The sequence below is a fragment of the Xanthomonas sp. fls2-241-TYG-148 genome (assembly GCF_030208815.1).
Taxonomy (GTDB): Bacteria; Pseudomonadota; Gammaproteobacteria; order Xanthomonadales; family Xanthomonadaceae; genus Xanthomonas; species Xanthomonas campestris.
On the sequence record NZ_JARVTE010000012.1, the window covers coordinates 119,572 to 137,022 of the forward strand.

At 65.4% G+C, this 17,451-nt stretch carries 15 protein-coding genes and 1 other RNA gene; 8 read left to right on the top strand and 8 right to left on the bottom strand.

Annotated features, from left to right (window positions below):
- Positions 1–65: 65 nt before the first annotated feature.
- Entirely contained in the window at positions 66–611 is a 546-nt protein-coding gene (locus tag QRM60_RS13285) for a DUF2058 domain-containing protein (RefSeq protein WP_285446366.1), read from the bottom strand.
- A 698-nt stretch (positions 612–1,309) separates the two neighbouring features.
- On the opposite strand from QRM60_RS13285, the gene QRM60_RS13290 reads away from it, so the two are divergent.
- The 3 genes from QRM60_RS13290 (at position 1,310) to QRM60_RS13300 (ending at position 4,804) form a co-directional block, all read left to right on the top strand.
- The gene (locus tag QRM60_RS13290) at positions 1,310–2,680 is read left to right on the top strand and encodes an alpha-amylase family protein (RefSeq protein ID WP_285446406.1); all 1,371 of its coding nucleotides are present in this window, start codon (positions 1,310–1,312) and stop codon (positions 2,678–2,680) included.
- Positions 2,681–3,133: 453 nt separating this feature from the next.
- Entirely contained in the window at positions 3,134–3,538 is a 405-nt protein-coding gene (locus QRM60_RS13295; protein ID WP_285446367.1) for a histidine phosphatase family protein, read from the top strand.
- A 9-nt stretch (positions 3,539–3,547) separates the two neighbouring features.
- Positions 3,548–4,804 carry a hypothetical protein gene (locus tag QRM60_RS13300; protein ID WP_285446368.1) on the top strand — a complete coding sequence of 419 codons (1,257 nt, stop codon included), beginning with the start codon at positions 3,548–3,550 and terminating at the stop codon, positions 4,802–4,804.
- A 120-nt stretch (positions 4,805–4,924) separates the two neighbouring features.
- On the opposite strand, the gene QRM60_RS13305 is transcribed toward QRM60_RS13300, so the two are convergent.
- On the bottom strand, positions 4,925–5,860 hold the full coding sequence (locus QRM60_RS13305) for a Gfo/Idh/MocA family oxidoreductase (RefSeq protein ID WP_115573572.1): 936 nt from the start codon (positions 5,858–5,860) through the stop codon (positions 4,925–4,927).
- A gap of 307 nt (positions 5,861–6,167) precedes the next feature.
- Between QRM60_RS13305 and QRM60_RS13310 the strand changes: the two genes are divergently transcribed.
- Both QRM60_RS13310 and QRM60_RS13315 read left to right on the top strand, forming a co-directional pair.
- Entirely contained in the window at positions 6,168–6,569 is a 402-nt protein-coding gene (locus QRM60_RS13310; RefSeq protein ID WP_285446369.1) for a VOC family protein, read from the top strand.
- 61 nt (positions 6,570–6,630) lie between these two features.
- A non-coding RNA gene (locus QRM60_RS13315) (sX9 sRNA) lies at positions 6,631–6,705 on the top strand.
- Positions 6,706–6,866: 161 nt separating this feature from the next.
- Here QRM60_RS13315 and QRM60_RS13320 read toward each other — a convergent pair.
- Together QRM60_RS13320 and QRM60_RS13325 are read right to left on the bottom strand one after the other, a co-directional pair.
- Complete coding sequence (locus QRM60_RS13320) at positions 6,867–7,844, bottom strand: NAD(P)H-quinone oxidoreductase (RefSeq protein WP_115000322.1); 978 nt, start codon at positions 7,842–7,844, stop codon at positions 6,867–6,869.
- A gap of 691 nt (positions 7,845–8,535) precedes the next feature.
- Positions 8,536–8,775: a hypothetical protein gene (locus QRM60_RS13325; protein ID WP_012439209.1), complete on the bottom strand. Its 240-nt coding sequence runs from the start codon at positions 8,773–8,775 to the stop codon at positions 8,536–8,538.
- A gap of 161 nt (positions 8,776–8,936) precedes the next feature.
- Here QRM60_RS13325 and QRM60_RS13330 point away from each other — a divergent pair, with 161 nt between their 5' ends.
- The 3 genes from QRM60_RS13330 to QRM60_RS13340 all read left to right on the top strand — a co-directional run bounded on the left by QRM60_RS13330 (position 8,937) and on the right by QRM60_RS13340 (position 11,913).
- Positions 8,937–10,235, top strand: a complete 1,299-nt coding sequence (locus QRM60_RS13330; RefSeq protein ID WP_285446370.1) for a glycoside hydrolase family 2 TIM barrel-domain containing protein — start codon at positions 8,937–8,939, stop codon at positions 10,233–10,235.
- Between the two features lie 98 nt (positions 10,236–10,333).
- On the top strand, positions 10,334–11,161 hold the full coding sequence (metF, locus tag QRM60_RS13335; RefSeq protein ID WP_016945094.1) for a methylenetetrahydrofolate reductase [NAD(P)H]: 828 nt from the start codon (positions 10,334–10,336) through the stop codon (positions 11,159–11,161).
- A gap of 149 nt (positions 11,162–11,310) precedes the next feature.
- On the top strand, positions 11,311–11,913 hold the full coding sequence (locus QRM60_RS13340; RefSeq protein ID WP_285446371.1) for a hypothetical protein: 603 nt from the start codon (positions 11,311–11,313) through the stop codon (positions 11,911–11,913).
- Positions 11,914–12,152: 239 nt separating this feature from the next.
- Here QRM60_RS13340 and QRM60_RS13345 read toward each other — a convergent pair whose 3' ends face one another.
- The 4 genes from QRM60_RS13345 to secA all read right to left on the bottom strand — a co-directional run bounded on the left by QRM60_RS13345 (position 12,153) and on the right by secA (position 17,356).
- The gene (locus QRM60_RS13345; protein WP_285446372.1) at positions 12,153–12,686 is read right to left on the bottom strand and encodes an AAA family ATPase; all 534 of its coding nucleotides are present in this window, start codon (positions 12,684–12,686) and stop codon (positions 12,153–12,155) included.
- Complete coding sequence (locus QRM60_RS13350; RefSeq protein ID WP_115003954.1) at positions 12,683–13,630, bottom strand: Nudix family hydrolase; 948 nt, start codon at positions 13,628–13,630, stop codon at positions 12,683–12,685. The genes QRM60_RS13345 and QRM60_RS13350 overlap by 4 nt, the downstream gene beginning before the upstream one ends.
- A 182-nt stretch (positions 13,631–13,812) precedes the next feature.
- Entirely contained in the window at positions 13,813–14,181 is a 369-nt protein-coding gene (locus tag QRM60_RS13355; protein WP_042596881.1) for a VOC family protein, read from the bottom strand.
- A gap of 436 nt (positions 14,182–14,617) precedes the next feature.
- A complete protein-coding gene (secA, locus tag QRM60_RS13360) occupies positions 14,618–17,356 on the bottom strand; it encodes a preprotein translocase subunit SecA (RefSeq protein WP_115003953.1) in 2,739 nt (912 codons plus the stop codon).
- Positions 17,357–17,451 lie beyond the last annotated feature (95 nt).

Here is a 17,451-nt window from a genome sequence, read left to right on the forward strand (position 1 = left end):
TTCACATGTACGCGCGTTGCCTGCCATCGACGCGGCGCGCACGCATCACGGTGCCCGCATCCGGCTTACCAGATCAGATCGTCCGGCACCTTGAACTGGCTGTAATAGTCGTCGTCGCTGTCCGGCGATGGCGGCGCTGCGGCGCGGCCATGATCCAGCACCACCGCGGTGGCATCGCGGCTGTAGACCTTCTCCGCTGCAGCGCGCGGAATCAGTTCGAAACCCTCGCCGTAGCGCACGATCACCAACGCGCCACTGGCCAGCTGGCTGCGCAAGGTCGGGTTGACCAGCACGCTGCGAATGACGCTGCCATCGTTGAAGCGGTAATCGATCTCGCCTTCGCGCTTGACGCGGCTGGTCTCGATGATCTGGCGCAGCTGCGCCACCAGTTCCTGCTGCCGTAGCTGCGCGTTGCGCTCCTCGGCCAGTGCGCGGTCGCGCTCGGCGCGCTCGGCCTGCAGGCGGGCGGCGTCCACCTTGTCCGGGTCCGCTGCGGCCGCCGGCGCACCCTTGGCATGGCGCTGCTTGTTCTGCTCGCGCGCCACCTTGTCCACCTGGGCTTTCTTGACCAGGCCTGCTTTGAGCAGTTGTTCTTGAAGAGGATTGCGCATGCGAGAAGACCAACCGGTGACGTGCACACAGTTTAACGCGGCCGGCGTGGTGGCCGCCGAGCGCACGAGGTGCCGCTGGCCCAGGAGGACTGAATCAGGCTGTTCAGGCTTAGCGCCGCTATCAAAACGTCTGCACAGCCGCCAGCCGGGCGCGGCCGGCGCTCGGAATCGGCACATCCCCTCCCCGTACACTCCGGGTGCTCCGCGCCGCCGCCCCCACCTGACAACTTGCTCGCTACGTTTCGTTAGCCGCTCTTCATACCGCTGCGCCGTTGTGCACGCGCAGCGCTGCTGCACTGAGCTGCCGTCGTTGCCTGTAGCGCGCAGGTTGCGCACCGAGCCCGGCCTGCTGGACGTCACGGCATCCATACCGGCAACCACCGCGGTTAGTGATCAGCCCCGCGCGCAATGCATCGGCGCCAGTGGGACCGTGCACGCCATTGGCATCGAACCGGCCGCACGTTTCGCGGCTGTTTTGCAGTGAATACGTATGCACAAGGTCGATGCTGCGCCGCGATGCGCGCTTAGCATCACCGCGCGCCGCACGCCGTGGGGCGCGCTTTCCGGAACAGGGGCCGGAGGGCATTGCTGCATGCATCGCTGCGCGGGTGCGTGCGTCCACTGATCAGGAGACACACCCGATGCACGCCACCTCCCGCCCCTGTCCACGCACGTTCTGGCAACGCGCTCACCAGTTGCTGTTGATCGCGCTGACCTTGTTGCTTACCACCGCCAGCGCACAGGCCGACGTCATCCTGCATGCGTTCAACTGGCCCTACGCCACGGTAGAAGCACGCGCCAAGCAGATCGCCGATGCCGGGTATCGCAAGGTACTGGTCGCACCGGCGTATCGCTCCGAAGGCAGTGCCTGGTGGGCGCGCTACCAGCCGCAGGATATCCGCCTGATCGACAATCCACTCGGCGACACCACCGCGTTCGCGCGCATGGTGCAGGCACTGGCCAATAACGGCGTGGAAACCTATGCCGACGTGGTGTTCAACCACATGGCCAACGAAGCAGCAACGCGCTCGGACCTCAATTACCCCGGCAGCGCGGTGCTGGCGCAGTACGCAGCCAATCCTGGGCGCTACGATGCACTGCGCCTGTTCGGCACCGTGCAGTCCAACTTTTTGAGCGGCAGTGATTTCGGGCCGGCGCAATGCATCAGCAACTACAACGATGCCTTCCAGGTGCGCAATTACCGCATCTGCGGCGGCGGCAGCGACCCGGGCCTGCCGGATCTGCTCGGCAACGATTGGGTGGTGCAGCAGCAGCGCGCTTACCTGCAGGCGCTCAAGGGCCTGGGCGTCACCGGCTTCCGCGTGGACGCGGCCAAGCACATGACCTTCGACCATCTCAATCGCGTGTTCGATGCCGGCATCCGCTCCGGTGTGTACGTGTTCGGCGAAGTGATAACCGGCGGTGGCAGCGGCAATGGCGATTACGACCAGTTCCTGGCGCCATATCTGCAATCCACCCCGCATGCCGCCTACGACTTCCCGCTGTTCAACGCGGTACGCAATGCCTTCGGTGTGGGTGCGAGCATGCAACAGTTGGTGGACCCGGCGTCCACCGGGCAGGCTTTGCCGGGCAATCGCGCAGTCACCTTTGCCGTAACGCATGACATCCCCAATAACGCAGGCTTCCGCTACGCGATTCTCGACCCGGTCGATGAAATGTTGGCCTATGCGTACTTGCTGGGCCGCAACGGCGGCGTGCCGATGGTCTACACCGACAACAACGAAAGCGGCGACAACCGCTGGGTCAATGCCTATCTGCGCGATGATCTGCGCCGCATGATTGGTTTCCACAACGGCGTGCAGGGCAGCGACATGCAGGTGCTGTCATCCAGTGCCTGCCACATCCTGTTCCGCCGCGGCAGCCTCGGCATCGTGGGCATCAACAAGTGCGGCAACCCGGTCAACACCACCGTTGCCATGAACGGCAGCGTGTTGTTCTGGAATGCGGATTACGTCGATGCACTGGGTTCCGGCAATGTGGTGCGCATCTCCAGTGGCTCGTACACCTTCACCTTGCCGGCGCGGCAGGCGCGTATGTGGCGGCGTTGATTTTGCAGACGCGCTCCGTCTGTAGGAGCGCTGCAGCGCGGTCTGTTTTCCGTAGGTGACATCCAGGCAACCAGGGAACATCAGCAGATCCCGCTGAGTAGCAACACCGACGCCTTCATGAGGGCAGCCCGCATGAAGGCGTCGATGCGTTCGGCGCCCGAAAACATCTACAACGACGCATCTTTTCCATTGATGGCGGCATTTCAGCACCAAGCGATGACGCGCACGGTTACCAGCAGGTGCCCTCGCGCGCATGCCAACGAAAGATGAACTGTCCGCGCACGGCAAGCAATCAATGCAACCCGTTCGCACGGCGCGCGTACCTACGGGCGGTCGCTGCAATTGCTTGCTTCTGCTGCCCCAGCTGCGCGGCGACCATCGTGGCGAGCGCCATGCGAGCACTACACGCATGACATCGCCCTCCCCCATCGATGGTGCACGCCGGAGCATGCGATGCCTCTCTACTTTGTCCGCCATGGCGAATCGCTCGCCAACGAACAGAACTACTTCGCTGGCTCCCAGAATTCGCCGCTGACCCGGCTCGGCCGGCGTCAGGCGCAGCAGGCCGCGCGCTACGTGCAGCAACGCGCACTGCACTTCGACCAGGTGCATGTCTCCACGCTGGAGCGAGCGCAAGCGACGGCAGCCATCATCCTGCATGACGTTGCGCCCATGCCCGAGGTCGTTCCCAGCGCGGCACTGGTGGAACGCAACTTCGGCATCTTCGCCGGCAAGAACAAGACCTTGATCAAGAAGTCGGTCGGTCATGCGGTGTTTGAACGCTACTTCCATGATGCCGATGGCGCGCCACCGGACGGCGAACACTGGATGGACATGTACGCCCGCTGCAAGACCTAATACGAGACCGTGCTGGCGCCGCTGGATCAGCAAGGCAAGCACGTGCTGGTCGTCGCGCACAAATACATCGTGGAAGTCTTTGCGCTGATCGCATCCGGGCTGCCGCCAGCGGAGTACATCGACTTCCGCTTGCCCAACTCGCGCCCGCTGTCATGGGACGAACTCAAGCAACTGACCGCGCGCAGTTCGTCACACCTCAATACGCTGGGCGAATTGACGGAAATCCACCTGCTGCGCTGGATGCTGCTCGCCGCGCTTGGTGGTTTTGCACTGTCGTGCATGGGCGTCGCGCTGCCACCTGCGTTAGCCAGCGCTGCGGTGATCGCCTTGCTGGCGGTGAATGCGTTCTTCCTGTCGCTCCGGATCGAGCCAGGGGCACTGCGCCTGACCAGCGGCCCGGAGAACATCGCATTGGGTGCGCTCAGTGTGGGGCGTGTCGTGCTGGCAATAGCCCTGCTGGTTGGCACACAGAACGCGTGGCTGCATGTCCTGGGCCTGTTGCTCATTGTACCGCCGGCGTTGTCGGTGCCCACGTTCTCGCTGGCACGTGGGGGCGATTATTTTTTTGCCGCGCGCTACACGCTGGTCTTGTCGATCGTGCTGCCGCTGCTGCTGTTGGTGCTGTTCCTGGACCATCGCGAAGTGCTGGGTAACGCGCATGCGCTGGAGCGCTTCTTCGTGGTGTTGGTGGTTGCCTTGGCGCTACCTTGCCTGCTTGGCCAGGCCTGGCGCCACGCGCGCCCCATTGCGGCCGGCAAGCTCGCCACCAATTGGAGCTGGGTCGGTGCGCTGGCGATGGTGCCACTGGCATTTCTGGTGTCGCTGCGCGCGGACGGCGATGCGCTGCCGGCCACACTGCTCCACGGCGGCTGGCATGCGTGGGCCGCGTTGCTGCTCCCGTTCTGCGTCCTTGTGGCCAGCCGCTTCTGCAGCGCGCTGTATCTACGGCTGCACCAACGGATGACCGGCAGGACCATTCATGCCGCGATCGTGGCCGATATCCATCTGCTGCAGACCTCGCCGAATATTTTCCTGTGGCTCAGCCTGCTGTTACCCGGCACGTTCCTGCATGCGCCGACACTGGTGGCCGGCTCCCTGTTGGGCTTCTTCGTCTTCGCTTACCTGGATGAAGCGCTGATCGTCAGGCGCTTCCGCGCACAGATTGCGCCCGCCGTGGCAACGCCGGTGCGTGCTGCGACCCACTCCATCGGTGAAGCGCAAGCGGTGGATGCACAGGATCAATGCACTGTGCTCGACACGCGGTAGGTCAAGACGCGTCTGTTCTCAGATGCTCTAGCAATGGCGTCTCGGCGGCGTTCCATGCATTGGAACGCCGTGAACGGGCGCATGGCGAGCCTGCCAACGCTGCGCCTTACGCGCGCACCATCACCACGCAAACGGCGCAGTCACCTGCCGTTCGCCCAGCAAAAACGCATCGGCCACATGCACGAAAGGCGTGGTGTCCACCTCGGACTCGCCCGCGCGCACCAGTTGCACGAAACGTGCGTACAGGCCGTCGTATTCGCTGGCCGCAGGCACGCTGTGTGCAACACCATCGATGTGCAGCTTGGCACCGCCCTCGCTCAGCACCAGCGTTCCCTGCGTGGTCTCCACCGCGATGTCCCAGCATTGGTGGCCGGTCTGCAGGAAATCGAATTCCGCAGTTACCGGCACATTGTCGGTATCGGCGAAGGTAAGCGTGGCCGCCAGCGGCGCCTGCCGATTACTCGGTGTGTGCAACGTGGCTTTGCGCAGTGCGAACGGCCGCGGCAGCAGATGGGTGACGATGGACAACGCATTGATGCCGGGGTCGAACACGCCCATGCCGCCGGGCTCCAGGATCCAGTCCTGGCCCGGGTGCCAATGGCGGATGTCTTCCTTCCAGGTGATGTGCACGCGCACCAGCTGCTTGCCGGCCAGCCACTGCCGTGCCGGCTCCACACCGGCCGCGCAACGCGAGTGCCAGCTGGTGAACAAGCTGCGCTGCGCCTGCCGGGCGATCACGCGCAGGTCGTCGATCTCCGCCAGGGTGGCGGCCGGTGGTTTTTCCAGGAACACATGGCGCCCGGCCGCCAGCGCCGACTGCGCCAGCGCATGCCGCCCCACTGGCGGTGTGCATAAGGCCACGGCCTCGATCTGCGGATGCGCGGCAAACGCCTCCTCCAGCGTCTGGAAGGCTGGCACACCATCCACCGTGCCATGCCGGCTCACGGTGGCCACCAGCTGCACATCGTCGCGCGCGGCGATGGTGGGCACGTGCTGGTCGCGGGCGATCTTGCCGATACCGACAAGGGCAATGCGCAATGCGTCTGGATGCTTCATCGAAACCTTCGTGCTCATGAGGAAGTGACGACCCACAGATGACGCCGGCAACCCTGCGTCGTCGTGCGCACGGCTGCGTGGCGAGAGGCGTCGCAGCCATGGCGGCTGCGCGCAACCGGCGCAGTGTACGGGCAGCACAGCGGCCGCTGCGAGACATCGCTACCGCTTGTTTTGCTATACCTCGTGGCAGACCACAGCCGCGCGCATCGTGCAAGGTCGGGCAACGGATCTACGGTTGACGGCACGCAGGGCAGCGGCCAGCATCGCGCCGCACACTCCGTGCAGTCATCCCCTCGGGCGCCTCGCCATGCTGCATCACCTCTCGCTGGGCGTGAGCGCCATCGACACGTCCTTCGCCTTCTACGATGCGGTGCTGGGCGCACTGGGCTATGTGCGGGTGTGGTCGGACCTGGCGCCTGGCACCGATGACCAGGCAGTGGGCTATGGCTGGGCCGGTGGTGGCGACAAGCTCGCGCTCAAACAAAGCACGGCCGTGCCGCTGGCCGCGGGCGCCGGCTTCCATCTCGCCTTCAGCGCCCCGAGCACCGCTGCGGTGGACACGTTCTACGCCGCAGCGCTGCAGTACGGCGGCCGCTGCAACGGCGCGCCGGGCCTGCGGCCGGACTATGGCGATGACTACTACGCCGCCTTCGTGATCGATCCCGATGGACACCGCATCGAGGCGGTGCACAACCAGCCTGCCGGCTAAGAGCAGCTATCAAAACGACTGCGCAGCCGCCAGGCGGGCGCGGCCGGTGCTCGGAATCGGCATGTACCCCCGTACACTTCGGTTCCTCCGCGCCGGCCGCGCCCGCCTGGCGGCTGCTCGCTACGTTTTGTTAGCCGCTCTAAGTGTTGCTGCGGGTGATCGCCGGTGGCGCGCTGTTTTCGAGTCGCGCAACCCCAGCGATGAGGCGGCACGCGCACCGCTCAAGCAACCGCATAGGCGCGCCCGTACGACAGGCCCACAGCGTACGATGCAGGCCATGTCCGCACCTGCGGGCCGCTACATTTCCAGCACCACCTTGCCCAGATGGCTGCCCTGCTCCAGATAGCGATGCGCGGCGGCGGCTTCGGCCAGCGGGAAACATTGATCGATCAACACGCGTACCTTGCCTTGCGCAATCCACGGCCACACCACGCGTTCCACTTCCGCTGCCAGCCGAGCCTTTTCGTCGGCGCTGCGCGGGCGCAGGGTTGAACCGGTGATGATGGCCTGCTTGCGCATCAGCAGCGGGATCGGCACTTCCAGCGTGGCGCCCGCCTGCGAGGCGATGTAGACGATGCGGCCACGCGGATTCAGTGCTTCCAGCGTATCGGCAAAGACCGATGCGCCCACCATGTCCAGCGCCACGTCCACCCCGGCGTGCGCCTTGGCGGCCGCCACGAACGACTCGGTGGTGGAGTCGATCGCCACGTCCGCGCCCAGCTCGCGTGCCTGCGCCGCCTTGCCGGCCGAGCGGGCCGTGGCCAGCACATGCGCGCCGGCAGCCTTGGCCAACTGAATCGCGGTCACGCCGATGCCGGAGGTCGCGCCGTGCAGCAGCAGCCATTCGCCTGCGGCCAGGCGGCCATGTTCGAACAGATTGGCGTAGGCGGTGAAGATGGTTTCCGGCAATGCAGCGGCCTGCACCAGCGTCATGCCGTCAGGAACCGGCAACACGTGGCGCGCGTCCACCGCCGCGTACTGCGCGTAGCCACCGCCGCCGAGCAAGGCGCACACACGGTCACCGACCTTCCAGCGGCCAGCGGCCACCACGACCTCGCCCGCGACCTCCAGGCCCAGCGTCTCCGGTGCACCCGGCGGCGGCGGGTAGTGGCCGGCACGCTGCAGCAGGTCCGGCCGATTGATGCCGGCGGCATGCACACGAATCAATACCTGGCCCGGCGCTGGCTGCGGGCGCGCTTGCTCAACCGCATGCAGTGCATCTGCATCGCCCTTGCCGTTGCGGATCGCAATGGCCGTCATCGTGGTCTCGCTCATGGGGACGCTCCGTAGAAAGTGGGTACCAGTGTAGGCGCCGGCCCGTCAACGTTTGGCACAGAAGCGATGTGTGCCCGGCGTAGCGTCGCGAGAAATGCGAACCGTCTTTTGCGTAACGCTACATCCCTGGGCAACGTGACTGCTTTGCGCATTGATGCAATGCCTGCATCAAGAATGCCTTGGTCCTCAAGCAGGCGCTGAGCGCTCGAACAGCTGATGACCGAGGCAGTTTCACGCTGGCACTGACGCGAACAGGGACTAGCTGCGCGCTGCTAAGCCTGCGCTGCGAGACATCGTCGCGCACTCCCCGTGATACCAAGTCATCGTTGAACTCACGCTTGGCGTGCGTTTGCAGTGTTCACGCTGCTACTGCCGCCAGCCGCGGCACCACACGGCCACACACGTGAGCACTCCGACCACGACCACTTCCCCACACACGCCGCAGACGGTCACCACACGTCGCAGACGCATCATCGTTTCGCTCTGAGCCACCCAGCAGCAGCCACCAACTGCCAGCCACAAGGGCGAAGCGATCACCAGCAGTCCATCCCCGGCAGTCGCCACGCCAAAAGTTCAACGTGACGTCACCGCGCTGCACCGCGACACCTCGCACGCCGCCTTAAACGACACCACCACCATCGCCACGCCAACAGCTGCGCGCCCACGTTTCCGCAGGCGCGCAGGCAGCCAGTTACTCGGCGTCGTCTGCCACCACGTCCTGATCCAGGTACTGGCGGATCGCCTCGAACACCTTCGAGGTCCCGTCATCCTGGCCCGAGGGCAGGCGCGCGGCAAAGTCGCGCAACAACTTGTCGCCGTCCACGCCGGGTTGTTCGGCCATCGCGAGCGCGAGATCGCCCACGCTGCGCGCCAACGCGACCCAGATGCGGCCCAACGACTCAGCGATTACATCCATTTCCTGCTCTTGCATGTCGCGCTCCGATCAATTGCGTGGGGTAGCGCCCAGCTTACCGCGTGCATCGCGCCATGACTGCGTCACCGGCAAGCAGCCCCAAGCATGCCGCGACCACGATCACATCCGGCGGCCCCGCCACATCTATGATTTGCGGCATTCGGCAGCGGAGGCGGCGCATGCGGTATCGATGGCAGTGGTGTCAGTTGGTGGCGGGCGTCCTGCTGCTGGCCTGCAGCGCAGCGGCATGGGCCGCGCAGGTACGCATCGAACACCGCGATGACGGCTATCGGCTGCTGGTCGATGGGGCGCCCTTCGTCATCAAGGGCGCGGGCCTGGGCAATGGCAGCATGGAGACGCTGGCAGCACGCGGCGGCAACGCGCTGCGCACCTGGCGCGTGGATCCGGACCCGCAGCGCCAGCGCGCGTTCCTTGACCGTGCGCAACGCAATGGGTTGAAGGTCGCCGTCGGCGTCGAGGTCGGCAACGAACGACACGGCTTCGATTACAACGATGCCGCAGCCGTGCGCCAACAACTGCAGCGCATTCGCACGCAGGTGCAGCAGTCGGCCACACATCCGGCGGTGTTGATGTGGGTGGTCGGCAACGAGCTCAATCTCGACTACACCAACCCCAAGGTCTGGAACGCGGTGGGCGAGATTGCCGATGCCATCCACGCGATCGATCCGGACCATCCGGTCACCACCACCCTGGCCGGTTTCGACAAGCCGTTGATCGACCGCCTCAAGGCACGTGCCCCGTCGCTGGATCTGATCGCCGTGCAGCTGTACGGCGACATCGATGCATTACCGCAAAAACTGCACGACAGCGGCTGGCGTGGCCCGTATGTGGTCACCGAATGGGGACCCACCGGCCACTGGGAATCGCCGACCACCGCCTGGGGTGCGCCCATCGAAGACAACAGCGCGCGCAAGGCGGTGCTGCTGGAGCAGCGTTATCGCCAGCGCATCGCCAGCGATACGCGGCAAGGGCTGGGCTCGTTCGTGTTCCTGTGGGGCAACAAGCAGGAGCGCACGCCCACCTGGTACGGGCTGTTCCTGCCTTCGGGCGCGGCCACGCCCAGCGTGGACACGCTGCAGGCGCTATGGACCGGGCGCTGGCCGGCCACGCGCGCGCCGGCCGTGTCCACGCTGACCCTGGACGGCAAACAGGCACTGGACAGCGTGACGCTGCGCGCAGGCCACACCGCCACTGCCACGCTCACGGCCAGCGGCGCCACCGCACTGCGCTACGTCTGGCAGGTACGCACCGAAAGCACGGCGCGCAGCATCGGTGGCGATGCGGAAGCACTGCCAGCGCAGATCGACGTTGAGCTGCATCCCGAGCATGCGGGCGATGACAGTCGCGTCCGCCTGAGGGCACCGGCGCCGGGCAATTACCGCTTGTTCGTGGAAGTCCATGACCAGCAAGGCCGCGCCGGTTACGCCAACCTGCCGTTCCGGGTAGAAGCGCCTTAGCGCGGCATGCACCGCGCGGATCGGGACACTCGCAACCAAATATGCATTCATCGCGATGAAGCGATATTATGACCGCACGCTCTGCCGGACCTGCCGCGATGACGCATCTCAGCTTCGAGTTCTACCCGCCCAAAACTGACGACCAACGCGCGCAGCTGGACCGCACTGCGGCCAAGTTGAAGGCCTATGCGCCCGAATACGTGTCGTGCACGTTTGGTGCCGGCGGCTCCACGTTGAGCTACACCTCCGAGACCGTGCGCCACCTCAAGCAGAAGCACGGCTTTGAAGCGGCGCCGCATCTGTCCTGCGTGGGCGGCAGCCGCCAGGAAATCCGCGAACTGCTCAAGCTCTATCGCGCCATCGGCTGCACCCGCATCGTGGCGCTGCGTGGCGACCTGCCGTCTGGCATGGGCCACCCAGGCGACCTGCGCTACGCCTCGGATTTGATTGCCTTCATCCGCGCCGAGCATGGTGATGCGTTCCGCATCGAAGTGGGCGCCTACCCGGAGACCCATCCGCAGGCCATCGATGCCGACAGTGACCTGAAGTACTTCAAGGCCAAGGTCGATGCCGGCGCGGATGCGGCGATCACCCAATACTTCTACAACGCCGATGCGTACTTTCATTTTCGCGACGCAGCGCAGCGGCTGGGCGTGGAGGTGCCGATCATTCCCGGCATCATGCCGATCTCCAACTTCTCCCAGCTGCGCCGGTTTTCCGAGCAATGCGGTGCAGAGATCCCACGCTGGATCGGCAAGAAGATGCAGGCCTACGGCGATGATGCCGATGCGGTGCGGGCGTTCGGCGCCGAGGTGGTCGCCGGGCTGTGCGAACGGCTGATCGCAGGCGGCGTGCCGGCGCTGCACTTCTATACGCTCAATCTGGCCAAGCCGACCACACAGGTGTTGCAGCTGCTCGGGCGCTGAGGCAAGCCGTCCAAGGCATTCTCTGCACAGGCATGCCGTTCCGGATCACATCCCTCGCACGCACGCGCGTGACCAGCGCGCGCGGTGCAAGCCTGTTTGGCATCGCCGTGTTGTTCGCCGGCTCACGCGCACACCGTTACGCTGCGCCGATGCCTCGCCTCCTGCTGCCGTTGCTGCTGTTGTTCTGCCTTTGCCCCGCCACACGCGGGCAGGCGCAGGAAATCCGTCGCTGCGTGTCGCCGGATGGGCAGACCATGTTCACCGACCGCCGCTGCGAAGACGTGGGCGCGGTCAGCCGCTTGCCGCCGGCCACGCGTGCGCAGGGCAATGAAGGGCTCTACCGGTATCGATGCCCACGCCGTTTGAGCGAGCTGGTGTCGCTGCTGCAACTGGCAGTGGACAGCCGCGACGTCAACCGGCTATCCAGCCTGTATCTGTGGAGCGGACAGTCCGACGCCGCCGCCAATCAGGTGCTGAGCCGGCTCGAAGCCATCGTGCAACGCCCCTTGCTGGAGATCGCCCCGATGTATCCACAAAGCGATCCTCCGGCCTGGGAGGCAGAGGCAACAGCCTCTGCGGCGGCACCTGCCAGCGGCCTGGATGGCGGCACGGTCGACGCGCCGCTGCCACCGCCGGCCACCCGTCCGCGCCCCTGGGGGCTGCGCCTGGAGCAGGCACTCGCCAGCGGCACACCGGCGCGCAGCGTGTTGCGGCTGCGCCGGCAATACAACTGTTTCTGGGTGACGTTCTAGCGTCAGCATCGCCGCCCGCCTTGCAGAGGCGGAGGCCGGCAACCAGCAGCGATTGATTGCACCGGCGTGCGAACGCTAACGCGCCATGTCGCTCAGCGCGTGCGGCCGGCGAACTGCCCGCATTACTGGGCATGAGGTCGTTCGCACATGGCCCGGACGACGCACGACTGCTGCTTGCCGTGCCGCCTGCGCACCTCAGCGCACCTCAACAGCGCGACGCTCAACCGCCGCATCGCCATCTAGCCGGCCAGGTGTGCAGTGATTGCCGCCACCGCCTGCTCCGGGCTCAGCACTGCACTGTCGAGCAGCAGATGCGGCTGCGTCCACGCCGCATAGTCATGCGCCAACACGGACGCCCATCCCGGCAAGCGCAGGCCCGGCACCTCGCTCTGGCGTGTCTCCACCCGCTGCCGATGCAGGTCTTGGTCGCTGCAGATCACTTCGATTTCCAGCACGCGGCTACCGGCATGCGCGGCAACATCGCGCCAGGCCTGGCGCGTGACCGGCAAGGGATTCACGCAATCGGCGACCACCGGCAGGCCGTGGTGCAGATTGCTGCGCGCCAGCGCATAGGCAGCCAGGTAACCGGCCGCGCCAACGTCGCCGGCAAGCATGCCGCTGTCGCGCAACGCCTGCTCGATCGTATCGATGCGCAAGTACACCGCCCCGCACTGCGCCACCAACTGCTGCGCAATGGCGCTCTTGCCGACGCCAGGCAATCCACCGAACACCACCAACCAGGGCGACCATGCAGCGATCGCGCCTGCCGTCACGCTGGCCACAGCCCGCGAATGGCGGCGATGCCCTGCGCGCCGTGCGCGCGCGCTTCGCGCACATCCCCGGGCTGCATACCGCCCAACGCGTAGATCGGCAGCGAGACCTGCTCACGCAAGGTCTCAAAACCCTCCCAGCCCAGCGGCGTGGCGCCGGGGTGCGATGCGGTGGCCTGCACCGGCCCGAGCACGGCGAAATCGCAGCCCAGCCGCTGGGCATGGCGCAGGTCCTCCAGCCCGTGGCAGGAGGCGGCAACGGGCTGGTCGGCCGGCAATGGGCGCTCGGTCAATGTGGCCAGCTGCTCCGATCCCAGGTGCACGCCGATGCCGAGCTCGCTGGCCAGGCCGATGTCGCGATTGAGCAACCACTGCGCACGCTGACGCCCGCGCAACCCCATGACTTGATGCACGAGCGCGTGCCAGCGCGCAGGATCCACCGCCGGTGCGCGCAGCTGGATGCGGGCAATCCCTTGTTGCAGTGCCTGCTCCACGCCATCCAGCCACGCGGCATCGTTCTGCGGCTCCGGCGTGATCAAATAGCGATCCGGCTGGCGCAGCACGCCCACCACCGGCACATCGGCCGGCGGCATCGAATAGCGCGCCAGCTTGTCGGCGGCCACCCAGGTCATGGCCTGGCCCTCGCGCCCGCGCGGGCTGCCCTTCCATCCGGTGATCTCCCGCACTTCCAGCCGCAGCCGCTTGTCCGGGTACAGCTGCGGCACGTCCATCACCCACGCGCCCACGTGCGCATCGATGCCGAGTTCTTCGTTGAGTTCGCGCACCAGCGCCTGTTCGGAGGTTTCGCCAGGCTCACGCTTGCCGCCGGGAAACTCCCACAGGCCGGGCATGTCACGGGTTTCGGTACGGCGGGTCAGCAGGATGCGGCCGCGGGCGTCGGTGATCACGCCGGCAACGACGTGGATGGATCTGAGGGAATCGGGCATGGCGCAAGAGTGCCGCGAGTGAGCGGTTCAGCGCAATCGACTGGCAGCTCAAACAGAGAACGCCTTGCACCAGCTGCCATCTGCACTGGTCAACGCACAGCATTGGAAACAACGAGGGCGGCAGCAACCGGCTACGCAGTCCGCTCCAACCAATCTCCACTCCCCAATCCCGACTCCCCGCCCTACAGCGGATGCCCGATGCGCCAGAGCACGCCACTGGGGTCGTGCAGGGTGAAATCGCGCGCCCCCCAGGGGCGGTCTTCCGGCACGCTGCAGGTCACCTGAAAGTGCGTGATCAGTTCGCTATCGTGCACGTGCTGCCACCACGCATCGGCATCATCCACCCACAGGTGCAGCATCAGGTTCTCGGCCAGCTCGCGCACGTAGAAGTCCTGCAGCAAGAACGCGCAATGCGCCCCATGCCGGAAGCAGGTCACGTGACCGACCTCGTCTTCCTGCAAAAAGCCCAACGCCCGATAGAACTGTTGCGAGACAGCGTAGTCGCGCGCAGGCACGAACACTTTCAGTTGCTGGCTGGACAGCAGCGCCATGACGCACTCCACGCGGGACGTAGGCTGAGCATACGCCCCGCAGTGGCGCAGGCGGAGTAGCTCGCATGCAGCGGCGCTGTTGTGTCCGTGCGTGATGGAAAAGGGTGTAGCGGAACTGCCATGCCGAGGCTCAACGGGAGAGCGCCCATCGAGCTCGTCAAATTCTCCTAGCGCCTATGCCATGGTTGTCAGACAACCGCGTGGCTATGACGCAGGCCACGACTTGTAAGGCGGAGGTGCGCGATTCGGCGAAGTAGCGCATCTAGCCTTCGGCGCTGCATGCCCTGCATCGGGCTCCATCGAATGCCTCTGCGCTCCCTTGGTTAGGCGGCGAGAGAAAGGCGAGGGATCGAAAGCAAGGACCGTTCACCCAGCGTCCTGCGCGGACGTTGGGTGTGCAGCCCGCGTCACGGGCTGCACCACGGTCACCACACGGTCAGCTGAGCTGACCGTGGCAGTGCTTGTACTTCTTGCCGCTGCCGCACGGGCAGGGATCGTTGCGGCCGACCTTGGGCTCGTCGCGGGTTACCTGCGAGACCGGTACCGGTGCGTTGCCGCCCTGCATCTGCTCCACTTCTTCGTCCGCACCGTAGCCACCGGCATCCTGGTGCTGGAACTGCGAGGCCAGCAGGCGTGCTTCGGCCTGGCGACGCTCCTGCTCTTCCAGTTCGGCCACTTCTTCTTCGCTGCGGATCCGCACGCGCGCCAGCAGGTTGATCACCTCGCGCTTGACGTTCTCCAACATCTCGGAGAACAGCTCGAAGGCTTCCTTCTTGTATTCCTGCTTGGGTTGCTTCTGCGCATAACCGCGCAGATAGATGCCTTGGCGCAGGTAATCCATCTTGGCCAGATGCTCCTTCCAACCCTGGTCGAGCACGGTCAGCATCACGTGCTTTTCCAGCGCGCGCATGGTGTCTGCGCCCACGGCCGCTTCCTTCTCGGCGAAGTGCGCATCCACCGCGGTCTGCACCTTGGCGGCGATCTGCTCGGCGTCCAGTTCTTCCTGGGTCTTGGCCAACTCGCGCAGTGCCAGCGGCATGCCCAGTTCCGATTCCAGCGTGGCTTCCAGGCCCTGCAGGTCCCACTGCTCATCCACCGAGTTGGGCGGCACGAAACGAGCGACCAGGTCGTAGATCACGTCGCCACGGATGCCGTCGACGTTGTCCTTCACCGACTCGGCATCCAGCAAGTCATCGCGCTGTGCGTAGATCACCTTGCGCTGGTCGTTGTTGACGTCGTCGAAATCCAGCAGGTTCTTGCGGATGTCGAAGTTGTGCGCTTCCACCTTGCGCTGCGCCTTTTCGATCTGCCGGCTGACCAGGCGATCTTCGATGACGTCGTCTTCCTTCATGCCCATCATGCGCATCGCCTTCTGGACCCAGTCCGAGGCGAAGATGCGCATCAGGTTGTCTTCCAGCGACAGATAGAAGCGCGAGGAACCCGGGTCACCCTGGCGGCCGGCACGGCCACGCAGCTGGTTGTCGATACGCCGCGATTCATGGCGTTCGGTACCGATGATGTGCAGGCCGCCGGCGGCCTTGACCGCCTCATGGCGGCGCTGCCAATCGGTCTTGATCTTGAAGCGGGCTTCTTCGGTCGCGTCTTCGCCCAAGGCGTGATATTCCGCTTCCAGCGAGCCACCGAGCACGATGTCGGTACCGCGACCGGCCATGTTGGTGGCGATGGTCACCGCGCCCGGCTGGCCGGCATTGGCCACGATGGTCGCTTCGCGCTCATGCTGCTTGGCATTGAGCACTTCGTGCTTCACGCCGGCCTTGCGCAGGTGCTCGGAGAGCATCTCGGAGGTTTCGATCGAGGTGGTACCCACCAGCACCGGCTGACCGCGCTTGGCGCAGTCTTCGATATCGGCCAGCACCGCATTGAACTTGCCCTTGCGGTTGAGGAACACCTGGTCCGGATGGTCCTTGCGCACGGTCGGGCGGTTGGTCGGAATCACCACCACTTCCAGGCCGTAGATGCTCTGGAATTCGTAGGCTTCGGTGTCGGCCGTGCCGGTCATGCCGGACAGCTTCTTGTACATGCGGAACAGGTTCTGGAAGGTGATGCTGGCCAGCGTCTGGTTCTCGCGCTGCACCGGAACGCCTTCCTTGGCCTCGACCGCCTGATGCAGGCCATCGGACCAGCGACGCCCGGACAGGGTACGGCCGGTAAATTCGTCGACGATCACCACCTCGCCATCGCGCACGATGTAGTCCACGTCGCGCTGATAGATCGCATGCGCACGCAGCGCGGCGTTGAGGTGATGCACCACGCTCAGGTTCTGCGCGGCATACAGGCCGTCGTCGGCGTTTTCCAGGATGCCGGCCTGCAGCAGCAGCTCTTCGGCGTGGCCCATGCCCGCCTCGGACAGATGCACCTGCTTGCCCTTCTCGTCGATCCAGTAATCACCCTCGCCTTCTTCGCTTTCCTGCTTGGTCAGCTGCGGCACGATGCGATTGACGCGGATGTACAGCTCCGGCGATTCGTCGGCCGGGCCGGAAATGATCAGCGGGGTGCGCGCTTCGTCGATCAGGATCGAGTCGACTTCGTCGACGATCGCGTAATGCAGCTTGCGCTGGTAACGGTCGGCCCGCGACAGCGCCATGTTGTCGCGCAGGTAGTCGAAGCCGAATTCGTTATTGGTGCCGTAGGTAATGTCGGCAGCGTAGGCGGCGTGCTTGTCGCTATGCGGCATGCCCGGATACACCACACCCACGCTCAGGCCCAGCCAGTTGTACAGCTTGCCCATCTGCGCGGCGTCGCGGCGCGCCAGGTAGTCGTTGACCGTCACCACGTGCACGCCCTGGCCTTCCAGTGCGTTGAGGTAGACCGGCAGCGTGGCCACCAGGGTCTTGCCTTCACCGGTGCGCATTTCGGCGATCTTGCCCAGGTGCAGCACCATGCCGCCGATCAGCTGCACGTCGTAGTGGCGCATGCCCAGCACGCGGCGGCTGGCCTCGCGGCAGACCGCAAAGGCTTCGGGAAGGATCTTGTCCAGGGACTCGCCGGCGGCAAGCCGCTGCTTGAACTCCGGGGTCTTGGCTTGCAGCTCGGCGTCGGAGAGCTTCTCAATCGTCGGCTCCAGCGCATTGATCTGGGTGACGAGGCGGTTGAGCTGGCGCAGCTGGCGTTCGTTACGACTGCCAAAGACACGGGTAAGCAGACTGTTGATCATTGAAGAAACCGGTTGAAAAGGAACGGTTTGACCGACGCCGGTCCCCACAGACCCGACCGCCGTAAACGAAACAGGGCGCACTGCGCCCTGTCGAT

Bases quoted from the DNA above. Each gene is read 5' to 3' on its own strand.
- QRM60_RS13285 (WP_285446366.1), bottom strand. From the start codon at position 611: ATGCGCAATCCTCTTCAAGAACAACTGCTCAAAGCAGGCCTGGTCAAG.
- QRM60_RS13295 (WP_285446367.1), top strand. From the start codon at position 3,134: ATGCCTCTCTACTTTGTCCGCCATGGCGAATCGCTCGCCAACGAACAG.
- QRM60_RS13305 (WP_115573572.1), bottom strand. From the start codon at position 5,860: ATGAAGCATCCAGACGCATTGCGCATTGCCCTTGTCGGTATCGGCAAG.
- QRM60_RS13310 (WP_285446369.1), top strand. From the start codon at position 6,168: ATGCTGCATCACCTCTCGCTGGGCGTGAGCGCCATCGACACGTCCTTC.
- QRM60_RS13320 (WP_115000322.1), bottom strand. From the start codon at position 7,844: ATGAGCGAGACCACGATGACGGCCATTGCGATCCGCAACGGCAAGGGC.
- QRM60_RS13325 (WP_012439209.1), bottom strand. From the start codon at position 8,775: ATGCAAGAGCAGGAAATGGATGTAATCGCTGAGTCGTTGGGCCGCATC.
- QRM60_RS13330 (WP_285446370.1), top strand. From the start codon at position 8,937: ATGCGGTATCGATGGCAGTGGTGTCAGTTGGTGGCGGGCGTCCTGCTG.
- metF (WP_016945094.1), top strand. From the start codon at position 10,334: ATGACGCATCTCAGCTTCGAGTTCTACCCGCCCAAAACTGACGACCAA.
- QRM60_RS13340 (WP_285446371.1), top strand. From the start codon at position 11,311: ATGCCTCGCCTCCTGCTGCCGTTGCTGCTGTTGTTCTGCCTTTGCCCC.
- QRM60_RS13350 (WP_115003954.1), bottom strand. From the start codon at position 13,630: ATGCCCGATTCCCTCAGATCCATCCACGTCGTTGCCGGCGTGATCACC.
- QRM60_RS13355 (WP_042596881.1), bottom strand. From the start codon at position 14,181: ATGGCGCTGCTGTCCAGCCAGCAACTGAAAGTGTTCGTGCCTGCGCGC.
- secA (WP_115003953.1), bottom strand. From the start codon at position 17,356: ATGATCAACAGTCTGCTTACCCGTGTCTTTGGCAGTCGTAACGAACGC.